The sequence below is a fragment of the Aeromonas sp. S19(2024) genome, assembly GCF_041402625.1.
GTDB lineage: Bacteria > Pseudomonadota > Gammaproteobacteria > Enterobacterales > Aeromonadaceae > Aeromonas > Aeromonas caviae.
The window spans coordinates 74570-89946 of record NZ_JBGLQU010000003.1 but is presented as its reverse complement, the minus strand read 5'-3'; the positions used below and the strand labels follow the sequence as shown (position 1 = coordinate 89946).

Here is a 15377-nt window from a genome sequence, read left to right as displayed (position 1 = left end):
AGGGCGGCCATTGGCCGCCCTGTGTCGTTTTCCCGGCCTCTCGCCGTTATTGGGCCAGGCCCAGGTGCCCGGCAATCTGCTGGTACAGGGTCTGGTAGTTGTCGTCGAAGTGGTGGGATCCCGGCAGGGTCACCGTCGTCACGTTCGGCTGCTGCAAACGCGGGCAGAGTTTGACCGGGGAGTCATCCTCCGCCCCCTGCACGCAGAGCAGCGGCAGACTCTGGATGCGTGTCACCTCCGGCAGGGTGGGATAGCTGCCCCCCTTGCCGTGCACCACCATGTCGCTGACGTGGATCTCGAAGTCCGATGCGGTCGAGGGCGACAGCATCACGGCCCCCACCAGGCTATTGCGATAGGCCTGCGGCAGGCGATTGATGACGAAGGGCACTATCTCGGCGCCAAAGGAGAAGCCCACCAGCAGCCAGCGCTGGCGTCCCCAGCGGGACTGGTACTCGGTGAGGATGCGCACCAGATCCGCCGTCGCCTGATCCGGCGTCTTCTTCTTCCAGTAATAGGAAAGCGAGCTCCAGCCCACCACCGGCATGCCGTGGGCCTGCAACTGGGCGCTGAGCCCCTTGTCCAGCGCCGCCCAGCCGCCATCCCCGCTCATGAAGACCACCATGGGGGCAGACGAGGCTTGCGCCACCGGCAACTCCACCAGCCCCAGATCCGCACCGACCCGGCCCGGCTGGGCGGCCACCGCCGGCAAGGTGAACGAAGAGACGAAACAGCAAATCAACAGCAACAACATGGCTCTCATGGGCCAACTCCTATTTCTTCATGAGCCCGAAGGGGCCGCGACTGATGAGGGAGACGAGGTGAGTCAGGGTGCGGGGCAGCACCAGATGACCGGTACAGAGCAGGTAGCGGGGCTCCCACCTTGGGCCGAACTTCTCCTTGTAACGCCGCAATCCCTGGAAGTTGTAGAAACGGCTGCCTCGGGTGAACAGGGTGTTGCCAAGGCGGGCCCAGTAACCGCCGAGGGGGTTGTCGTTGAAGCCTGACATGGGGGCCATCCCCAGGTTGAAGCTGGCATACCCCTCCTGCTTGCCCCACAGCAGGAGCTCGACAAACAGGAAATCCATGACAGGCGCCGCCCCTGTGTCCAGGCTGTAGCGCATCAGATCGATGGAGAGGCTCTCCTTGTTGTCGCTGGTCCAGAGGTTGGCAAACCCGACGATCTGCCCCTCCCGCCGCACCAGCGCCATCGGGTTGAGGGTGAGGTAGGCAGGATCGAAACTGCCCACGGAGAAGCCCTTCTCCCTGCCCTGTTTGCTGTGCAGCCAGCTGTCGGAGATCCCCTTCAACTCGGGCAGCAGGGGGGCAATCTCACCGGGGGCCACCACCTCGAAGCGCAGCCCTTCCCGCTTGCCCTTGGCGTGACTCTGGCGCAGGTTGCGCAGGCGACTGCCGGCGAGATCGAAGCTCGGCAGATCCACGATGGCCTCCTCCCCCAGCTTGAAGGGGATGAGCCCGAGATCCAGATAGACAGGCAGATATCGGGCCGACACCTGGTAGAAGACCGGGCTGACGTCGTGCTCGTCACAGCGCTCGCGAAACTGCCAGAGCAGCTCCTCCACGAGGGAGGGCTGGCCGACGGGATCCCCCATCACTATCCAGCTGCTGCCCTCGGCCCCGTACATGAGGAAGGCCTCGCCGCTGGGGTGGAACAGCAGGGACTTGTCCCCAAGCTGGGCCAGGTAGCCGTGGCCTCCCCCTGCCCGCATCACCAGCCCATGGGCACGGGAGAGCGCCTCGGCATCCGGCTTGCCGGCGGCGAGGCGCAAGGGGGCCAGCAGATGGGCCACCCCGACCACCGCCAGCACGCCGATGACACTCCCCAGGGCGCGCAGGGCACGGGAGGCGGCCCCGGGCCCGTGGGCCGAGACGTGCAACCAGAGGGAGGGGTCGTACTCCACATGCCGATAGGAGAAGAGCAGCAACCACAAGGCCCCCAGCAGCACGGCCCCCACCGACATCAGCCAGGAAGGGGTGAACCGGGCGTGGAGCAGGGAGCCCTTGCGATAAAAGAGCGGGCGGCAGGGGGTGATGACGAGCAAGAAGCCCCCGAGCAGCAGGGCGGACTCCCAGTCAAACCCCTTGAACAGGGAGAACAGCATGCCAAGCCCCAGCAGCCACTGGGTGATCCTGAATGCCCCGTCATGGCGGCGGTAGAGGCTGTGGGCCAGCAACAGCAGCAACACGCCGCTGACGCTGCCGAGCACATGGGAGAGCTCCAGCAGGTGCAGGGGCAACACCTGCAGGAAGGCTTCGATGCGCCCCTTCATGGTGGGGATCATCCCGGAGCAGAGCAGCAGGGTGCCCGCCGCGAAGGTACCCATGCTCACCAGGGCGGGCACAAACTCCCGGGTCGCCATCATCACCCCCTGCAACCGGTGCAGGCGGACCCGCTGTTGCAGCAGTTCCTGACCTGCGAACAGCAGCAGGGCACAGAGGAAGGGCAGGAAGTAGTAGACGCAGCGGTAGATCAGCAGGGAGGCGAGCAGCTTGTCCACCGGCAGATAGTGGGTGAGCAGCAGGCTCATGCTCGCCTCGAAGACCCCGATGCCCCCCGGCACATGGGCCAGCACCCCGAGCAGGCTGGAGAGCACGAAGGCACTGAGCAGCACCGGATAGGGCACGCTGCCCGATGGCTGCAGCACATAGAGCACGGCGGCGGCGGCCATCCAGTCGAGCAGGGCGATGAGCAGTTGCAGCAGGCGGTATCTGATGCGCGGCAGGAACAGCGGGTGCCCGCGCCAGACCAGGGCTGTCCCCGGCCACACCAGATATGCCAGCACCGTCAGCAGGGCCAGGCCACCCGCCAGTTGCAACAACCCGGTCGCCCAGCGGGGCCAGTCCACCAGCAGGGCCGCCCCCTGCCCCAGCAGCAGGGCGCTGCCCCCCCAGCCCAGCAGACCGAGGAAGAAGGTGATGGAGCAAAAGAGGATTACCCTGGCCACCTCCCCGGTGCCAAGCCCCAGGGAGGAGTAGAGCCGGTAGCGTACCGAGGAGCCGGTGAGCAGCGCAAAGCCCAGGGTGTTGGAGAAGGTGTAGGCGATGAAGGAGGTCATCCCCACCTGCTGCCAGGGCAGGCGTTTTTCCAGCACCTTCAGGGCCAGCAGATCATAGCAGCAGAGGCAGCCATAGCTGAGCAGGGTGAGCAGCAGGGCGCCCCCCAACTGCGGCAAGGGTTGTGACCAGATGGCCTGGCGGATGTCGTGCCAGTGCCACAGGTGGGTCAAATGATAGAGGACGGTCAAGGCCGCCCCCAGCAGCAGCAGGCTGCACAGGGGGCCTATCCAGATCAACAGCTGACGCCGCATTCAAGATTCCTGTCAAAAAGCGTGGAGAAAGAGAGCCTCCGAAAGCGGGCGGACAAGGCGCCCTCCCGGAGTGACTCCCCCACAGGCAGCGCGTGACGCCGCACGTTCACGGGGGCAATCCCATGATTTACCAGGCCCTGCCCGCTCGCCACTTTTCTTCTGTAACCTTATGTACAGGCAGACAAAACATCCCCGTCCGGGATAGAGGCAGGAGACGCCATGACACCCTCCCCCCTGATAAGACGCTTCCCCCAAAACGCCCTGGGGCGCGATCTGGCCGTCGGCGACATCCACGGCCACTTCGCCCTGTTGCAGCAGGCCCTCGACACCCTGGATTTTGATCCCGCCCGGGACCGTCTCTTCAGCGTCGGGGATCTGGCGGATCGCGGGCCCGAGTGCAGCGAGGTGATCCACTGGCTGGCCAGACCCTGGTTTCACCCGGTCTGCGGCAATCACGACGACTACGTCTGCCGTTACGAGAGCTGCGATCGGGAGAACTGGGTCCGAAACGGCGGCGGCTGGTTTCAGCACCTGACCCCTGCCGAGCAGGCGGCGTTCGCCGTCCACTACCGCAGCCTGCCCCTGGCCATCGAGGTGGCCACCACGGCCGGCCCCGTCGGGCTGCTTCACGCCGATTGCCCCTTCTCCTCCTGGCAGGGGCTGCTGGACCAACTCGATGCCGGGGTGAGCGGCGGACGGCTTCGGGCCATCAAGAACGTCTGCCTCTGGTCAAGGCGCCGTATCGAACGGCTGGACGAGGACGGGATCGCGGATCTCGCCGCCCTGGTGGTGGGCCACACTCCGGTGAGGGTGCCGGTGCGCCTTGGCAACGTCCACTACATCGACACCGGCGGCTGGTATCCCGAGGAGGTCGGCTACTTCACCCTGCTGGACCTCAATACCCTGACCCCTCACTTTCCCCTGCCCTGAGCCGGACCGATGGGATGACCAGGCTCAAGGACAACGCCCACTGCCCATTAAAGCGCCAGGCGAACGCCCCGGACTTCGCTCTGCCAGCGCGATGGTTTACCATGCAGGCAATTGCGGTGCATGGCACCCCCACCCAGGCGCCAGGCGCCGCCGTCATCGGATACTCCTTTCGAGCAACATGAGCACATCAGCGCACCCGGCCAGCGGGCCCACGTTCTATTTCCACGACTACGAGACCTTCGGCATCAGTCCGGCCAAAGACAGGCCGTCGCAGTTTGCGGGCATTCGCACCGATGCGGATTTCAACGTCATCGGCGAGCCGCTGGTGATTTACTGCAAGCCGCCGGCAGATTACCTGCCGGAGCCGGAAGCCTGCCTCATCACCGGCATCACGCCGCAAAAGGCGATGAAGGACGGCCTGTGCGAGGCGGACTTCATCCGCCAGATCCACGCAGAGTTCGCCACCCCGGGCACCTGCGTGCTCGGCTACAACAGCATCCGCTTCGATGACGAGGTGACCCGCTACACCCTCTATCGCAACTTCTATGACCCCTATGCCTACGCCTGGCAGAACGGCAACTCCCGCTGGGACATCCTCGACATGCTGCGGGCCTGCTACGCCCTGCGCCCGCAGGGGATAGAGTGGGCCTTCGATGAAGAGGGCAAGCCGAGCTTCAGGCTGGAGAAACTCACCGTGGCCAACGGCGTGGCCCACGCCAACGCCCACGATGCGCTCTCGGATGTGCTGGCCACCATCGAGATGGCCAGGCTGGTGAAAAAAGCCCAGCCCAAGCTCTTCGAGTACCTCTTTGATCTTCGCAACAAGAACAAGGTAAAGGCCCTCATCGACGTGGTGACCATGAAACCCCTGGTGCACGTCTCCGGCATGTTCTCCCCCTGGCAGGGGTGTGCGAGCTGGGTGTCGCCGCTCGCCTGGCACCCCACCAACCAGAACGCGGTGATCATGGTGGATCTGACCCGTGACCCGACTCCGCTCATCGAGCTCTCCTGCGAGGAGATCCGCGAGCGCCTCTACACCAAAAAAGAGGAGCTGGGGGATCTGGCCGGCATTCCGGTCAAACTGGTGCACATCAACAAGTGCCCGGTGCTGGCCCCGGCCGCCACCCTGACGCCGGAGCGGGCAGACGAGCTGGGCATCAATCGGGCACAGTGCCGCAAGAGCCTGGATCTGCTGCGGGCCCACCCCGAGGTGCGGGAAAAACTGGTGGAGGTGTTCAACCAGGAGTTTGCCGGCAGCACCGACGGCGACCCCGACACCCAGCTCTACGCCGGTTTCTTCGGCCACGGCGACAAGTCCACCATGGATCTGGTGCGCGCCACCCCGGCGGATCTGCTGGGGGAGCGGGAGTTTGCCTTCACGGATCCCCGTCTGCCCGAGATGCTGTTCCGTTACCGCGCCCGCAACTGGCCCCACACCTTGAGCGAAGCGGAGCAGAAGCGCTGGCGCCTGCACTGCAGCGACTACTTCAGCCGCCGCCTGCCGGATTATGTGCCGCGCCTGGAAGCCCTGGCGGAACAGAATCAGGGGAACGAACGGAACTTTGCGATTCTAAAGAGTCTCTATCACTACCTTGAAAATCTGTGAGATGTGAGCCGTTTCACAGTTAAAAACCGATGCGTTTCCCCGGCTCGCGACATAATGGGCAGGGAGCCCAAGCTCCTGATAGTGTGAATATTTAGATGCGCTGACGGCATGGATGCCGTGCTTTCGACTGTTGGGGAACTCTCGTTTTATGCGTTCAGCTCTGCCTGCTTTGACACTCGTCGCCTGTGCCCTGCTGCCCCAGGCCGCCCTCGCTGGCGCCCGGTTCGAGGTGCCAGACTACCTCTTGCGCCTGCCGGAGCAGACCTACCGGCTCATCGAGCGCAATTTCAGCACCCTCTACCAGCAGACCGACTTCACCCCGCAAATCACCAACAGCTATTTCAACCACTCGGATCTCTACCGCTTCGCCGGCATTCCCCTGGCCATCACGCCGCAAAACGGCTTCCAGATGGAGGTGTTCGGCCAGCTCTACAACAAGTCGTCCCAGATCTATGCCCAGATGAGCCAGGATCTCTCCCTCTATCGCACCCTGCGGGTGGACATGATGGGGGATCAGAGCGACGAAATCGCCATCGGCATGGGGCTCGGCATCCCCCTGACAACTCGCCTCACCGTCAAGGCGCTCGCCTCCAGCAACGAGATCCCGGGCTATGGCTCCGCCAATTACGCCATCGGGATGGAGTGGCACTTCTAGAGACCATTTCGCCACGTAAAAAAGGCTCCCGAGGGAGCCTTTTTGCAGTGCAACGCCATCAGGGGTAGCGGATCACCGCCCCCTGCCCCCCTTGCAGCACCAGGGTGCTCCCCAGGGGCGTCTCGTCCCAGAAGTCCGTGCCCCCCGGCGCCAACGGGAACTCGCAGGCGTGCTCCCCCCAGTTGAACAGGCAGAGCAGCTCGCCGCCCCCGGGCAGCGCCACCCGCCCGCGCTCGAATGCCATCCCCTCGAAGCGGGCCGCCGGGGTGCGCGCGGCGCACAGGGCCAGCAGCTTGCCAAGGCGCGCCCCTTGCGCCTCGTCCAGATCCTGTAATCTGTCCCCCGCCAGTACCATGCCACCGCTCGCCACCAGGGCGGCCAGGTGGAAGTCGTACTCGGCGCGGCTCCCGTGCTGGCCCGGAATATCCCGCAGGCAGACGCAGTCGGGGTCCAGCACCCAGAGCCGCTCGTGCTGCCAGGCGCGGCAGAAGGCTTCTCGCGCTATCTGGCGAAAACGGGGGCCCTGGCGCTCCACGTCATCGCTCACCCGCATGCCATGCACCAGGCCGAGGCTCGGCCACAGCGGCGCATTGCAGCCGAGCAGGAAGGCCCCCTCCCCGGCGCCGCGCAGGATGGCGGCCATGCCGCGCCGATAGGCCTCCACCCGGGTGGCGGCGGGGTCGTGGAAGCGACCACCGTGGATGGCCCCCCAGAAGTTGGCATCGAGCTTGAAGTAGTGAATGCCCCACTGGGTACGCAGGGTGCGAAATACCTGCTCCAGGTGCGTCTGCACCTCGGGGTGGGTGCCATCCAGCACGTACCAGGGGGTGCAGCGCCAGCCCCCGTAGGTGACCCGCTCCGAGGGGAGCGGCAGGCCATCCTCCCCTTTCACGAACCAGTCAGGGTGATCCTGGAACACTTGCGAGCCGGGCTCGGCGATAAAGGGGGCGACCCAGAGCGCAGGCTCGCAACCGGCGGCGCGGATCTCCCCTGCCAAGGCCGCCACCCCCTCCTCGAACTTGGCAGAAGGGGTGAGCCAGTCCCCCATCTTCCCCTGATAGCCATCGTCTATCTGCACGTAGCGCAGGGCCGGGAAACGCTCGGCCCGCACCGCCAGGTTCTCGCGAATGTCCGCCGCGCTCACGTTCGCGTAATAGTGATACCAGGAGCACCAGCCGCTCGGGCGCGTGGGCACCTCCCCCACCAGGGAGCCGTGCTCGGCGGCGATATGCTGCGCCAGCGTCGCGAGCAGGGCCTCCCTGTCCGGCCCCTCCAGGCAGATCAGCGCCTCGCTCTGCCAGTGCGCACCCGGCGCCAGGGTGCGCCCTTCGGTGTTCATCACGATCTCGAGGCGCCCGTCGGGATGGAGGCGAAACTCCCCGCCAAAGCGCTGGCAGCTCGCAAAGGCCAGCAGCAGCCAGCCCCCCTCCAGCGCCACCAGCAGCAGGTTGTGCACCGTGTGGTAGCCATGGTCGGCGGTGATGCGATAGACAGACGCATCGGGGCAGCGGCCCAGGTGCTCGGGGGCATTCCAGCGTCCCCCGGTCTGGGCCAGCATCTGGAACCCCTCCCCGTAGATGGCCGCGTCGGGCGCAAGTCCGAGATCCCCCTCAAACAGCCGCCAGTGGTGGACGGCCTCGGACTGCTTCCCGGTGTTGTCGAGCCTCACCCGGCAAAGCGGCCCCTCCCACTGGCGGGTTTGCAGCAGGGTGTCAGGGAGGGCGGGATCGGCGGGCAGTTGGCGCAACCGGGCCAGGAGAGAGGGGGTCGACATGGGAACTCCTTCTTGTGAATGGGGTTGAAGCCGGGCCATTGTATCCCCTGCGGGCCAGTTGACCCTGTTCCCTCCCCCCCGTGCCTGTTAAACTGCGACCTCGCTCACACTTGCCAAGATGAGGCCCCCGTGCTGCTGCAACGCACCCTGCGCTACCTTCGTGATTTTCTGGTCATCATCGCCTGTCTGCTGGCAGGCAAGGCCGTGGCGGCCATCCTGCCCTTCGCCTTCCCCGGCAGCATCATCGGCATGCTGCTGCTGTTCGTGCTGCTCTCCTTGCAGATCGTCCGCTTCTCCTGGGTCGAGCTGGGGGGCGGCCTGCTGCTGCGCCACATGGGGGTGCTGTTCGTGCCGGTGGCGGTGGGCCTGGTGGCCTGGCTCGAGCCCCTGCGCCAATCCTTCGGTCTCATCATGCTCTGCGTCGTGCTCGGCATCGTGCTCATCCTGGGCGCGGTCGGCCACCTCTATCAAAGGATGAACAAGCCATGATCCTCTGGTTCGCCCTGCCCCTCACCCTGGCCCTCTATTTCATGACCCGGGCCCTCTACCGCCGCCTGCCCTGGCCCGTCATCAATCCGGTGCTGATCCCCACCGCCGTCATCATCGGCCTGCTGCTCTGGCTCGATCTGCCTCTGGATCAGTACCAGCAGGGGGCCTCGCCCCTGACCGCCCTGCTGGAACCCGCCGTGGTGGCCCTGGCCCTGCCGCTTTACCAGCAGGCACGCCAGATCCGCGACAAGCTCACCCCCATCCTGGCCTGTACCCTCACCGCGGTGCTCATCTCGGTCTGCACCACCCTGGGGGTCGGCCACCTGATGGGGGCGGATCCGGCGCTGCTCGCCTCCATCGCCACCAAGTCCATCACCACGCCGCTCGCCATGAGCGTCAGCCAGTCCCTCGGCGGCATTCCCGCCATCGCCGCCGCCGTGGTGGTGGTGGTGGGGATCCTGGGGGCCCTGGCGGGCTATCCCCTGCTCAAGCTGATGCGGGTCACCGACCCCGAGGCCCAGGGGCTCGCCATGGGAGCCTGCGCCCACGCCATCGGCACCGCCGCCTCCGCCGAGCAGGGAGTGACCCAGGGCGCCTTCTCGTCGCTGGCCATGGTGGTGTGCGGTGTGCTGACCGCAGCCATCGCCCCCCTGCTGTTCGCCCTCTACCACTGGCTGACCTGATCCCCGTTGCCATGGCCGCCCCTGCGGCCATGGCCTCTGTGCCCTTTCACCGTTTCCATCCGATACCCTCGCCTCCCTGATGCCGGGAGCTGGCGCACAGATTGCGAAAGACAAACGTTTCCTTTACCATCCCCGCCCCTTTGCCCATCAAGGCGTGAGCGCGCTCACACAATTCGCCGCGCTTGCTCCCTACAATGGCCCCCCAATTGGCCTTTGAGGACACAGTATGCATCCCCGCTTTGCCAAGCCATTCGAGACCCTTTCCGCCCCGCTCCAGGCTGCCCTGCTGCCCATGCTGGGGGACGATTTCCAGGCCCGTTTCACCCCGGACCAGGTCGCGACCCTGAAAGCCGCCACCGGGCTGGATGACAGGGCCCTGCGTCTGGCCTTGCTGCCGCTGGCGGCCGCCTGCTCGGTGGCCCCCATCTCCAGGTTCTTCGTCGGCGCCATCGCCTGCGGCCTGAGCGGCACCTGGTACTTTGGCGCCAACATGGAGTTCGCGGGCCAGGGGCTGTTCCACTCGGTCCACGCCGAGCAGTCCGCCATCTCCAACGCCTGGCTGGGTGGCGAGACCGGGATCTCCGAGATCACCGTGAACTACACCCCTTGCGGCCACTGCCGCCAGTTCATGAACGAGCTGAGCACCGCCAAGACCCTGAAGGTCTCCCTGCCGGACGATCTCAGCGAGCTGCAATCCTTCCTGCCCCACTCCTTCGGCCCCGCCGATCTCGAGATCACCGATGCCCTGATGAGCCCCCAGGCCCACGACGAGCTGGTGCTCGAGAGCGACGATCCCCTGTGGCAGGCTGCGCTCGCCGCCGCCCGCCAGAGCTATGCCCCCTACAGCCAGGGCTATGCCGCGGTGGCGCTGCAGTTCGAGGACGGGCGCATCTTCTGCGGCCGCTATGCCGAGAACGCCGCCTTCAACCCGAGCCTGCCGCCGATGCAGATGGCCTGCGCCCACGCGGTGCTGGGTGGCGAGGATCTCGCCACCGTGCGCCGCGCCGTGCTGCTGGAGAGCAAGGATGGCCAGATCAGTCAGCGGGACTCCGCCCAGTCCACCCTGAAGGCGCTGGGCTCCGTCGAGCTTGAGTACAAAGCCGTCTGACCCCGGCATCCGCCAACGGGAAGGGGAGCTGCGGCTCCCCTTCTTGCTCTCTGCGGCTCTCATCCTGCCCCTCACCCCCTCTCTCTGCGCCTCTGGCGCCGTGCATCAGATGCCCCCCTGCCCCATGTGAGGGCGGCCTCCCTCCGATGACCTTATTGGCAGACCTCCTCTGCGGTGGCGGGAAGCCCAGGTTAAGGGGTCAATGCCTCCCCCCGCCCCTTGCGGCCCCCGTGTGTGACCCCAAGATGCATTTGCCAAGCCACTGGGATCCCGCCTCTCCATGGATTTTGCAAATACCTTTCCCGGCCGATTCCCTCGATGCGGGGCGGTATGGCGGCAGCGGGAAACGTCGGGGAAGGGCTCAATGCCCCGCCCCCGCCCCTGGCGGCCCCCGTGTGTGACCCCAAGATGCATTCGCCCAGCCACTGGGATCACCCCTCTCCATGGATTTTGCAAATACCTTTCCCTGCCGTTCCCTCGACGCGGGGCGGTATGGCGGCGGGAAACCTCGGGGAAGGGGTCAATGCCCCAGCCCCGCCCCCTGTCGGCTGCTTCCCCCTGAAATACAGCGGGGGAGCCACTGGCTCCCCCGCTGTCATTGATGTGGCCGATATGGCGGCACCGACCCCTGTCAGGACTCCCACAGGATGCGCTGGCTGCCGGACCAGCGCTCGCCGATGTCCGCGTATTTTTGTTCCAGCAGGTGGCGGCGGATCTTCATGGTGGGGGTCAGCACCCCGTTCTCGATGTTCCAGGGGTTCTTGACCACCAGGATGCCCCGCAGGCGAGCATGGGATTCCAGCTTGTCGTTGACCCGGTTGAGGGCAGCCTCCAGCTGGGTCTCCACCCCGGCCTTGTCCCCCTTCATGGCGCTCTCGGCGAGCTGCACCAGGGCGACCGGCTGCGGCATGCCGTAGCCGATGACGCAGAGCTGCTCGATGATGGGCTCCTGCCCGAGCATCCCCTCGATGGGCACCGGGGCCACGTACTTGCCCTTGGCGGTCTTGAAGACGTCCTTCATGCGGCCGGTGATGGTGAGGTAACCCTCCCGGTCCAGCTTGCCCATGTCACCGGTGTGCAGCCAGCCCTCGGCGTCGATGGCCTCTGCACTGTGCTCGGGATCCTTGTAGTAGCCCACCATCATGCCGTCGCAGCGACAGAGGATCTCCCCCTCGTCGGAGATCTTGATGGTCACCCCGGGCCCGGCCTTGCCGACGGTGCCTATCTTGTCCGCCCGGAACGGGTAGTTGAGGGTGGAGTAGGCGTGGTTCTCGGTCATCCCCCAGGCCTCGGTGATATGGATACCGATGCTGTGATACCACTCCAGCAGCGCCGGGGCCACCGGCGCCGAGCCGCAGCCCAGCACCCGCGCCTGATCCAGCCCCAGCCCCTTTTGCAGCTTGCTCTTGATGAGGCTGGAGACGAGAGGGATCTTGAGCAGCAGCGCCAGCTTTTTCTGGGGCAGCTTCTCGTGGATCTTGATGCGGAACATGGCCCAGAGCCGCGGCACCGAGATGAAGACGGTGGGACGGCAGCGCTTGACGTCCTCGATGAAGGTGTCGAGGGATTCGGGGAAGGCGATGGTGGCACCGCTGAACAGGCTGCCGCCGTAGATGTAGACCCGCTCGGTGATGTGGGCAAGGGGCAGGTAGGAGAAGCCGCGATCCTCGGCGGTGAGGGAGACCGCCTCCACCAGCTTCTCGCAGGACCAGGCATAGCGCTCCACGCTCAGCATGGCCCCCTTGGGCTTGCCGGTGCTGCCGGAGGTGTAGACCAGGCTCAGCAGGGCATCCGGCGCCTGCACCGGGCTGTCCGGGATGGGGTCGTATTGCGCCAGCAGATCGTCCCACTGGTGGGTGGCCGGCATGGTGTCGTAAGGCAGGGCGATACGCAGCAGATCCCCGGGCACCCCCGCCTCCTGGCTCTTCCAGTCGTCCAGCTTGCCGACGAAGATCGCCCTGGTTTCGCTGTGGCGCAGCACGTATTCGATGGTGTCGACGTTGGCGGTGGGGTAGATGGGCACGCTCACGTATCCCCCCATCTGCATCGCCAGATCGGCAATGAACCACTGGGCGCAGTTCTTGGAGAGCAGGGCCACCTTGTCACCGGGCACCAGGCCCAGGGCGCGCAGTGCCGTCACCATGCGCCGCGCCTCGTCGGCGACCTCACCCCAGGTGAAGTCGACGTATTCGCGGTGGATGGTCTGACGCAGATAGATTCGGTCGGGACACTGCCGCTCCCAGTGATAGAGCATCTCGAGCGGCAGTCTGGTGGCAATGCGTGAGGTGGAGGCCATGGTTTAATCCCTGAAACAAAAGGCGAGCCTCATTATTAACCTTTTGATAACACTCAGGGAAGCAGATTACTTAAACTTGTGTTTGAACTGCGAATGGGATCAAGCTTCCGCCTGGGCCTGCAGACGCTTCCACATCTCCTGCACCAGCACCTCGTCCTGCTCGGAGAGCTCACCCTGCAAGATGGCCTCGTTCAGGCTGCGCAGCACATAGCTCTTGACGTCCCGCACCAGGGTCTTGCCCTCCAGCTCGGCGCGCGCCACCGCAAGGGAGATGTGCCCCCGCAGATAGCCGCCCGCAAACAGCTCGTCTTCGCTGGCCGTGGCGACCATGGCGTCGATCAGTCCCAACAACTTGTGTTCAAAATCGTGAATCGTCATTTAACGCAGCCTCATTTCCGGGGTTGCCGGCAAAAAATTCGGGGAGTGGAACCGCGATCCGGTTGATCGCGGCTCTCTGGCGCCAGGCCAGCCGCATCCTTGATGTCCTATTCCGGGTTGGCCACCGGGTAGATGACCTGATCCTTGTATCCCGTGGTTATGCGCAGATAACCACTCAACGACCGGTTCAGTGCCGGATCGTCGGTGTCCACCAGCAGCGGACGGCCTTCTAGCGCCGCCAGCTTGGCTTTGGTGGCGAGCACCTGGATATGCTCGCGCCCGACGGCCCGGATCACGTCTGGACTCAATTGCTGATTTCCGCGCCCGAACAGATGTCCCTGACCGCCGATCAGGGTGATGATCAGACGGCAGCGACGGCCGCGGATCCGGGTCAGGATCTCGGCGGCGCTGAGATCCTGCCCGATAAGCCGGCCATTTTCCACCAGATCCACACCGAGCAAGGTATTTTCCAGACCCAGCTCCCCCATGCAGGCGGCCACCGTGCTCCCCGACCCCATCAGGTAGAGGGTATCGGGCTCCATCTGCTCCACCACACCGGCGGCAAGATCGGCGAGCACCAGCTCCTCGGACTCCCGCCCCCCCTGCTTGACCGCCTGCACGTAGCGCAGATCCCCGGGCACCAGCAACTGGCCGTAGTGGCGGGCGCGCACCTTGCCGGCGCGAAACGCCTCCTCGTCGATGTCCATCACCTCCGCATCCACCAGGCTCAGAAGCTCCCCTGCGATCATTCTGGCCGCCACCCGGCCACTCGCCGCCGGCGTCACCCCGTAGACCCCGGAGTGGATCTTGCACCCCGCCGGGATACCTAGCACATGGCAGGACTCCCCCACCGCAGTGCAGATGTCACGGGCGGTGCCATCGCCACCGGCGAAGAGCAGCAGATCCACCCCGGCATCGCGCAGGGCCAGGGCGGCAGCCCGGGTGTCCTCGGCGCTCGTCTGCGCCCCGGCAGGCCGATGGACGATGCGATGGGGCAACCCCAGCTCGGCGGCGAGGTCGGCCCCCATCTCTTCGGCCACCGTCAGCAGCTCGAATGGGGTGGTCAGCTCGCACAGGGGCAACAGGGCCTGGCGAGCCCGCTCCCGGGCCTTGGGGACGGCCCCGCGCGCCAGCGCCTCGGCGACCATGCCGTCACTGCCCTTGAGACCGACGGCCCCGCCGATGCCGGCGACGGGGTTGATGATGAGCCCTAATCGAAACATGTTTCCCTCCTGTTGGATCGCCGCCATTTTTATCTTTTCCCGCCACTGGGACAAGCCATGACCCCCTGCTAAAATGCGCGGCTTCTACCTCAATCACTGTTCAACCAAGGTTCAATCATGCTGGAATGGATTGCGGACCCCTCCGCCTGGGTCGCGCTCGCCACCCTGACCCTGCTCGAGATCGTGCTCGGCATCGACAACATCATTTTCATCTCCATCCTGGTGGGTCGTCTGCCGGAAGCCCAGCGCCAGAAAGCGCGCATCCTGGGGCTGGGGCTCGCCATGGGCACCCGCATCCTGCTGCTGCTCTCCTTGGCCTGGGTGATGCGCCTCACCGAGCCCCTCTTCACCGTGCTGGGGGAAGCCATCTCGGGACGGGATCTCATCCTGCTGGTGGGGGGTCTGTTCCTCATCGCCAAGAGCACCCACGAGATCCACCAGAGCCTGGAAGGGGCCGCCGAAGAGGCGGGTGTGGTGAGCAAGACCGCGGGCTTCCTGTCCACCCTAGTGCAGATCGCCATCCTCGACATCATCTTCAGCCTGGACTCCGTCATCACCGCCGTGGGCATGGCGGATCATGTCCCTGTCATGGTGCTGGCCATCATCATCGCCGTCGGCGTCATGATGTTTGCCGCCAAGGCCATCGGCGACTTCGTCGATACCCACCCCACCATCAAGATGCTGGCCCTCTCCTTCCTTATTCTGGTCGGGGTGGCGCTGATGGCCGAAGGGCTGGATCTGCACATTCCCAAGGGTTACATCTACTTCGCCATGGCCTTCTCGCTGGTGGTGGAGATGATCAACATCCGCCTGCGCGGCCACCAGGAGCGGGCCAAGTAAACCGCGACCTGCCGAGAGATGGCCAAACAAAAAGCGCGACCCAGGGTCGCGCTTTTTTATTGCCCCGCC

The 15377-nt window shown here is 65.4% G+C and carries 13 protein-coding genes; 7 read left to right on the top strand and 6 right to left on the bottom strand.

The genetic code is table 11. The features are described from left to right. Nucleotides 1–46: 46 nt before the first annotated feature. Complete coding sequence (locus tag ACB037_RS07845) at nt 47–760, bottom strand: AcvB/VirJ family lysyl-phosphatidylglycerol hydrolase (RefSeq protein WP_371175147.1); 714 nt, start codon at nt 758–760, stop codon at nt 47–49. A gap of 10 nt (nt 761–770) precedes the next feature. Then, on the bottom strand, nt 771–3326 hold the full coding sequence (mprF, locus tag ACB037_RS07840) for a bifunctional lysylphosphatidylglycerol flippase/synthetase MprF (RefSeq protein WP_371175146.1): 2556 nt from the start codon (nt 3324–3326) through the stop codon (nt 771–773). A 219-nt stretch (nt 3327–3545) separates the two neighbouring features. Between mprF and ACB037_RS07835 the strand changes: the two genes are divergently transcribed. From ACB037_RS07835 to ACB037_RS07825, 3 genes are all read left to right on the top strand, one after another. After that, nucleotides 3546–4256, top strand: a complete 711-nt coding sequence (locus ACB037_RS07835; RefSeq protein ID WP_371175145.1) for a metallophosphoesterase — start codon at nt 3546–3548, stop codon at nt 4254–4256. A 178-nt stretch (nt 4257–4434) separates the two neighbouring features. Then, complete coding sequence (gene sbcB, locus ACB037_RS07830) at nt 4435–5862, top strand: exodeoxyribonuclease I (protein WP_201968918.1); 1428 nt, start codon at nt 4435–4437, stop codon at nt 5860–5862. Nucleotides 5863–6010: 148 nt separating this feature from the next. Then, complete coding sequence (locus tag ACB037_RS07825) at nt 6011–6517, top strand: hypothetical protein (protein WP_039038881.1); 507 nt, start codon at nt 6011–6013, stop codon at nt 6515–6517. Nucleotides 6518–6575: 58 nt separating this feature from the next. Here the strand turns inward: ACB037_RS07825 and ACB037_RS07820 are convergent, their stop codons facing one another. Beyond that, nucleotides 6576–8291 carry a glycoside hydrolase family 36 protein gene (locus tag ACB037_RS07820; protein ID WP_371175144.1) on the bottom strand — a complete coding sequence of 572 codons (1716 nt, stop codon included), beginning with the start codon at nt 8289–8291 and terminating at the stop codon, nt 6576–6578. 129 nt (nt 8292–8420) lie between these two features. Here ACB037_RS07820 and ACB037_RS07815 point away from each other — a divergent pair, with 129 nt between their 5' ends. From ACB037_RS07815 to cdd, 3 genes are all read left to right on the top strand, one after another. Next, entirely contained in the window at nt 8421–8780 is a 360-nt protein-coding gene (locus tag ACB037_RS07815) for a CidA/LrgA family protein (protein WP_010674461.1), read from the top strand. Next, nucleotides 8777–9463 (top strand): LrgB family protein, encoded by a 687-nt coding sequence (locus tag ACB037_RS07810; protein ID WP_041212945.1) that lies wholly within the window; start codon nt 8777–8779, stop codon nt 9461–9463. Before ACB037_RS07815 ends, ACB037_RS07810 begins: the two co-directional genes overlap by 4 nt. Nucleotides 9464–9689: 226 nt before the next feature. Continuing rightward, nucleotides 9690–10571, top strand: a complete 882-nt coding sequence (gene cdd, locus ACB037_RS07805; RefSeq protein ID WP_010674459.1) for a cytidine deaminase — start codon at nt 9690–9692, stop codon at nt 10569–10571. A 631-nt stretch (nt 10572–11202) separates the two neighbouring features. On the opposite strand, the gene ACB037_RS07800 is transcribed toward cdd, so the two are convergent. The 3 genes from ACB037_RS07800 to ACB037_RS07790 all read right to left on the bottom strand — a co-directional run bounded on the left by ACB037_RS07800 (nt 11203) and on the right by ACB037_RS07790 (nt 14468). Beyond that, entirely contained in the window at nt 11203–12867 is a 1665-nt protein-coding gene (locus ACB037_RS07800; RefSeq protein ID WP_371175143.1) for an AMP-binding protein, read from the bottom strand. Nucleotides 12868–12966: 99 nt separating this feature from the next. After that, nucleotides 12967–13245, bottom strand: coding sequence for a YfcL family protein (locus tag ACB037_RS07795; protein WP_010674457.1), 279 nt, complete (start codon nt 13243–13245; stop codon nt 12967–12969). Nucleotides 13246–13352: 107 nt separating this feature from the next. Beyond that, complete coding sequence (locus ACB037_RS07790) at nt 13353–14468, bottom strand: ATP-NAD kinase family protein (protein ID WP_161469565.1); 1116 nt, start codon at nt 14466–14468, stop codon at nt 13353–13355. 117 nt (nt 14469–14585) lie between these two features. Between ACB037_RS07790 and ACB037_RS07785 the strand changes: the two genes are divergently transcribed. Continuing rightward, nucleotides 14586–15308 (top strand): TerC family protein, encoded by a 723-nt coding sequence (locus ACB037_RS07785; protein ID WP_010674455.1) that lies wholly within the window; start codon nt 14586–14588, stop codon nt 15306–15308. The last annotated feature ends 69 nt before the right edge of the window (nt 15309–15377 follow it).

Bases quoted from the DNA above. Each gene is read 5' to 3' on its own strand.
- ACB037_RS07845 (WP_371175147.1), bottom strand. From the start codon at position 760: ATGAGAGCCATGTTGTTGCTGTTGATTTGCTGTTTCGTCTCTTCGTTC.
- mprF (WP_371175146.1), bottom strand. From the start codon at position 3,326: ATGCGGCGTCAGCTGTTGATCTGGATAGGCCCCCTGTGCAGCCTGCTG.
- ACB037_RS07835 (WP_371175145.1), top strand. From the start codon at position 3,546: ATGACACCCTCCCCCCTGATAAGACGCTTCCCCCAAAACGCCCTGGGG.
- sbcB (WP_201968918.1), top strand. From the start codon at position 4,435: ATGAGCACATCAGCGCACCCGGCCAGCGGGCCCACGTTCTATTTCCAC.
- ACB037_RS07825 (WP_039038881.1), top strand. From the start codon at position 6,011: ATGCGTTCAGCTCTGCCTGCTTTGACACTCGTCGCCTGTGCCCTGCTG.
- ACB037_RS07820 (WP_371175144.1), bottom strand. From the start codon at position 8,291: ATGTCGACCCCCTCTCTCCTGGCCCGGTTGCGCCAACTGCCCGCCGAT.
- ACB037_RS07810 (WP_041212945.1), top strand. From the start codon at position 8,777: ATGATCCTCTGGTTCGCCCTGCCCCTCACCCTGGCCCTCTATTTCATG.
- cdd (WP_010674459.1), top strand. From the start codon at position 9,690: ATGCATCCCCGCTTTGCCAAGCCATTCGAGACCCTTTCCGCCCCGCTC.
- ACB037_RS07800 (WP_371175143.1), bottom strand. From the start codon at position 12,867: ATGGCCTCCACCTCACGCATTGCCACCAGACTGCCGCTCGAGATGCTC.
- ACB037_RS07795 (WP_010674457.1), bottom strand. From the start codon at position 13,245: ATGACGATTCACGATTTTGAACACAAGTTGTTGGGACTGATCGACGCC.
- ACB037_RS07790 (WP_161469565.1), bottom strand. From the start codon at position 14,468: ATGTTTCGATTAGGGCTCATCATCAACCCCGTCGCCGGCATCGGCGGG.
- ACB037_RS07785 (WP_010674455.1), top strand. From the start codon at position 14,586: ATGCTGGAATGGATTGCGGACCCCTCCGCCTGGGTCGCGCTCGCCACC.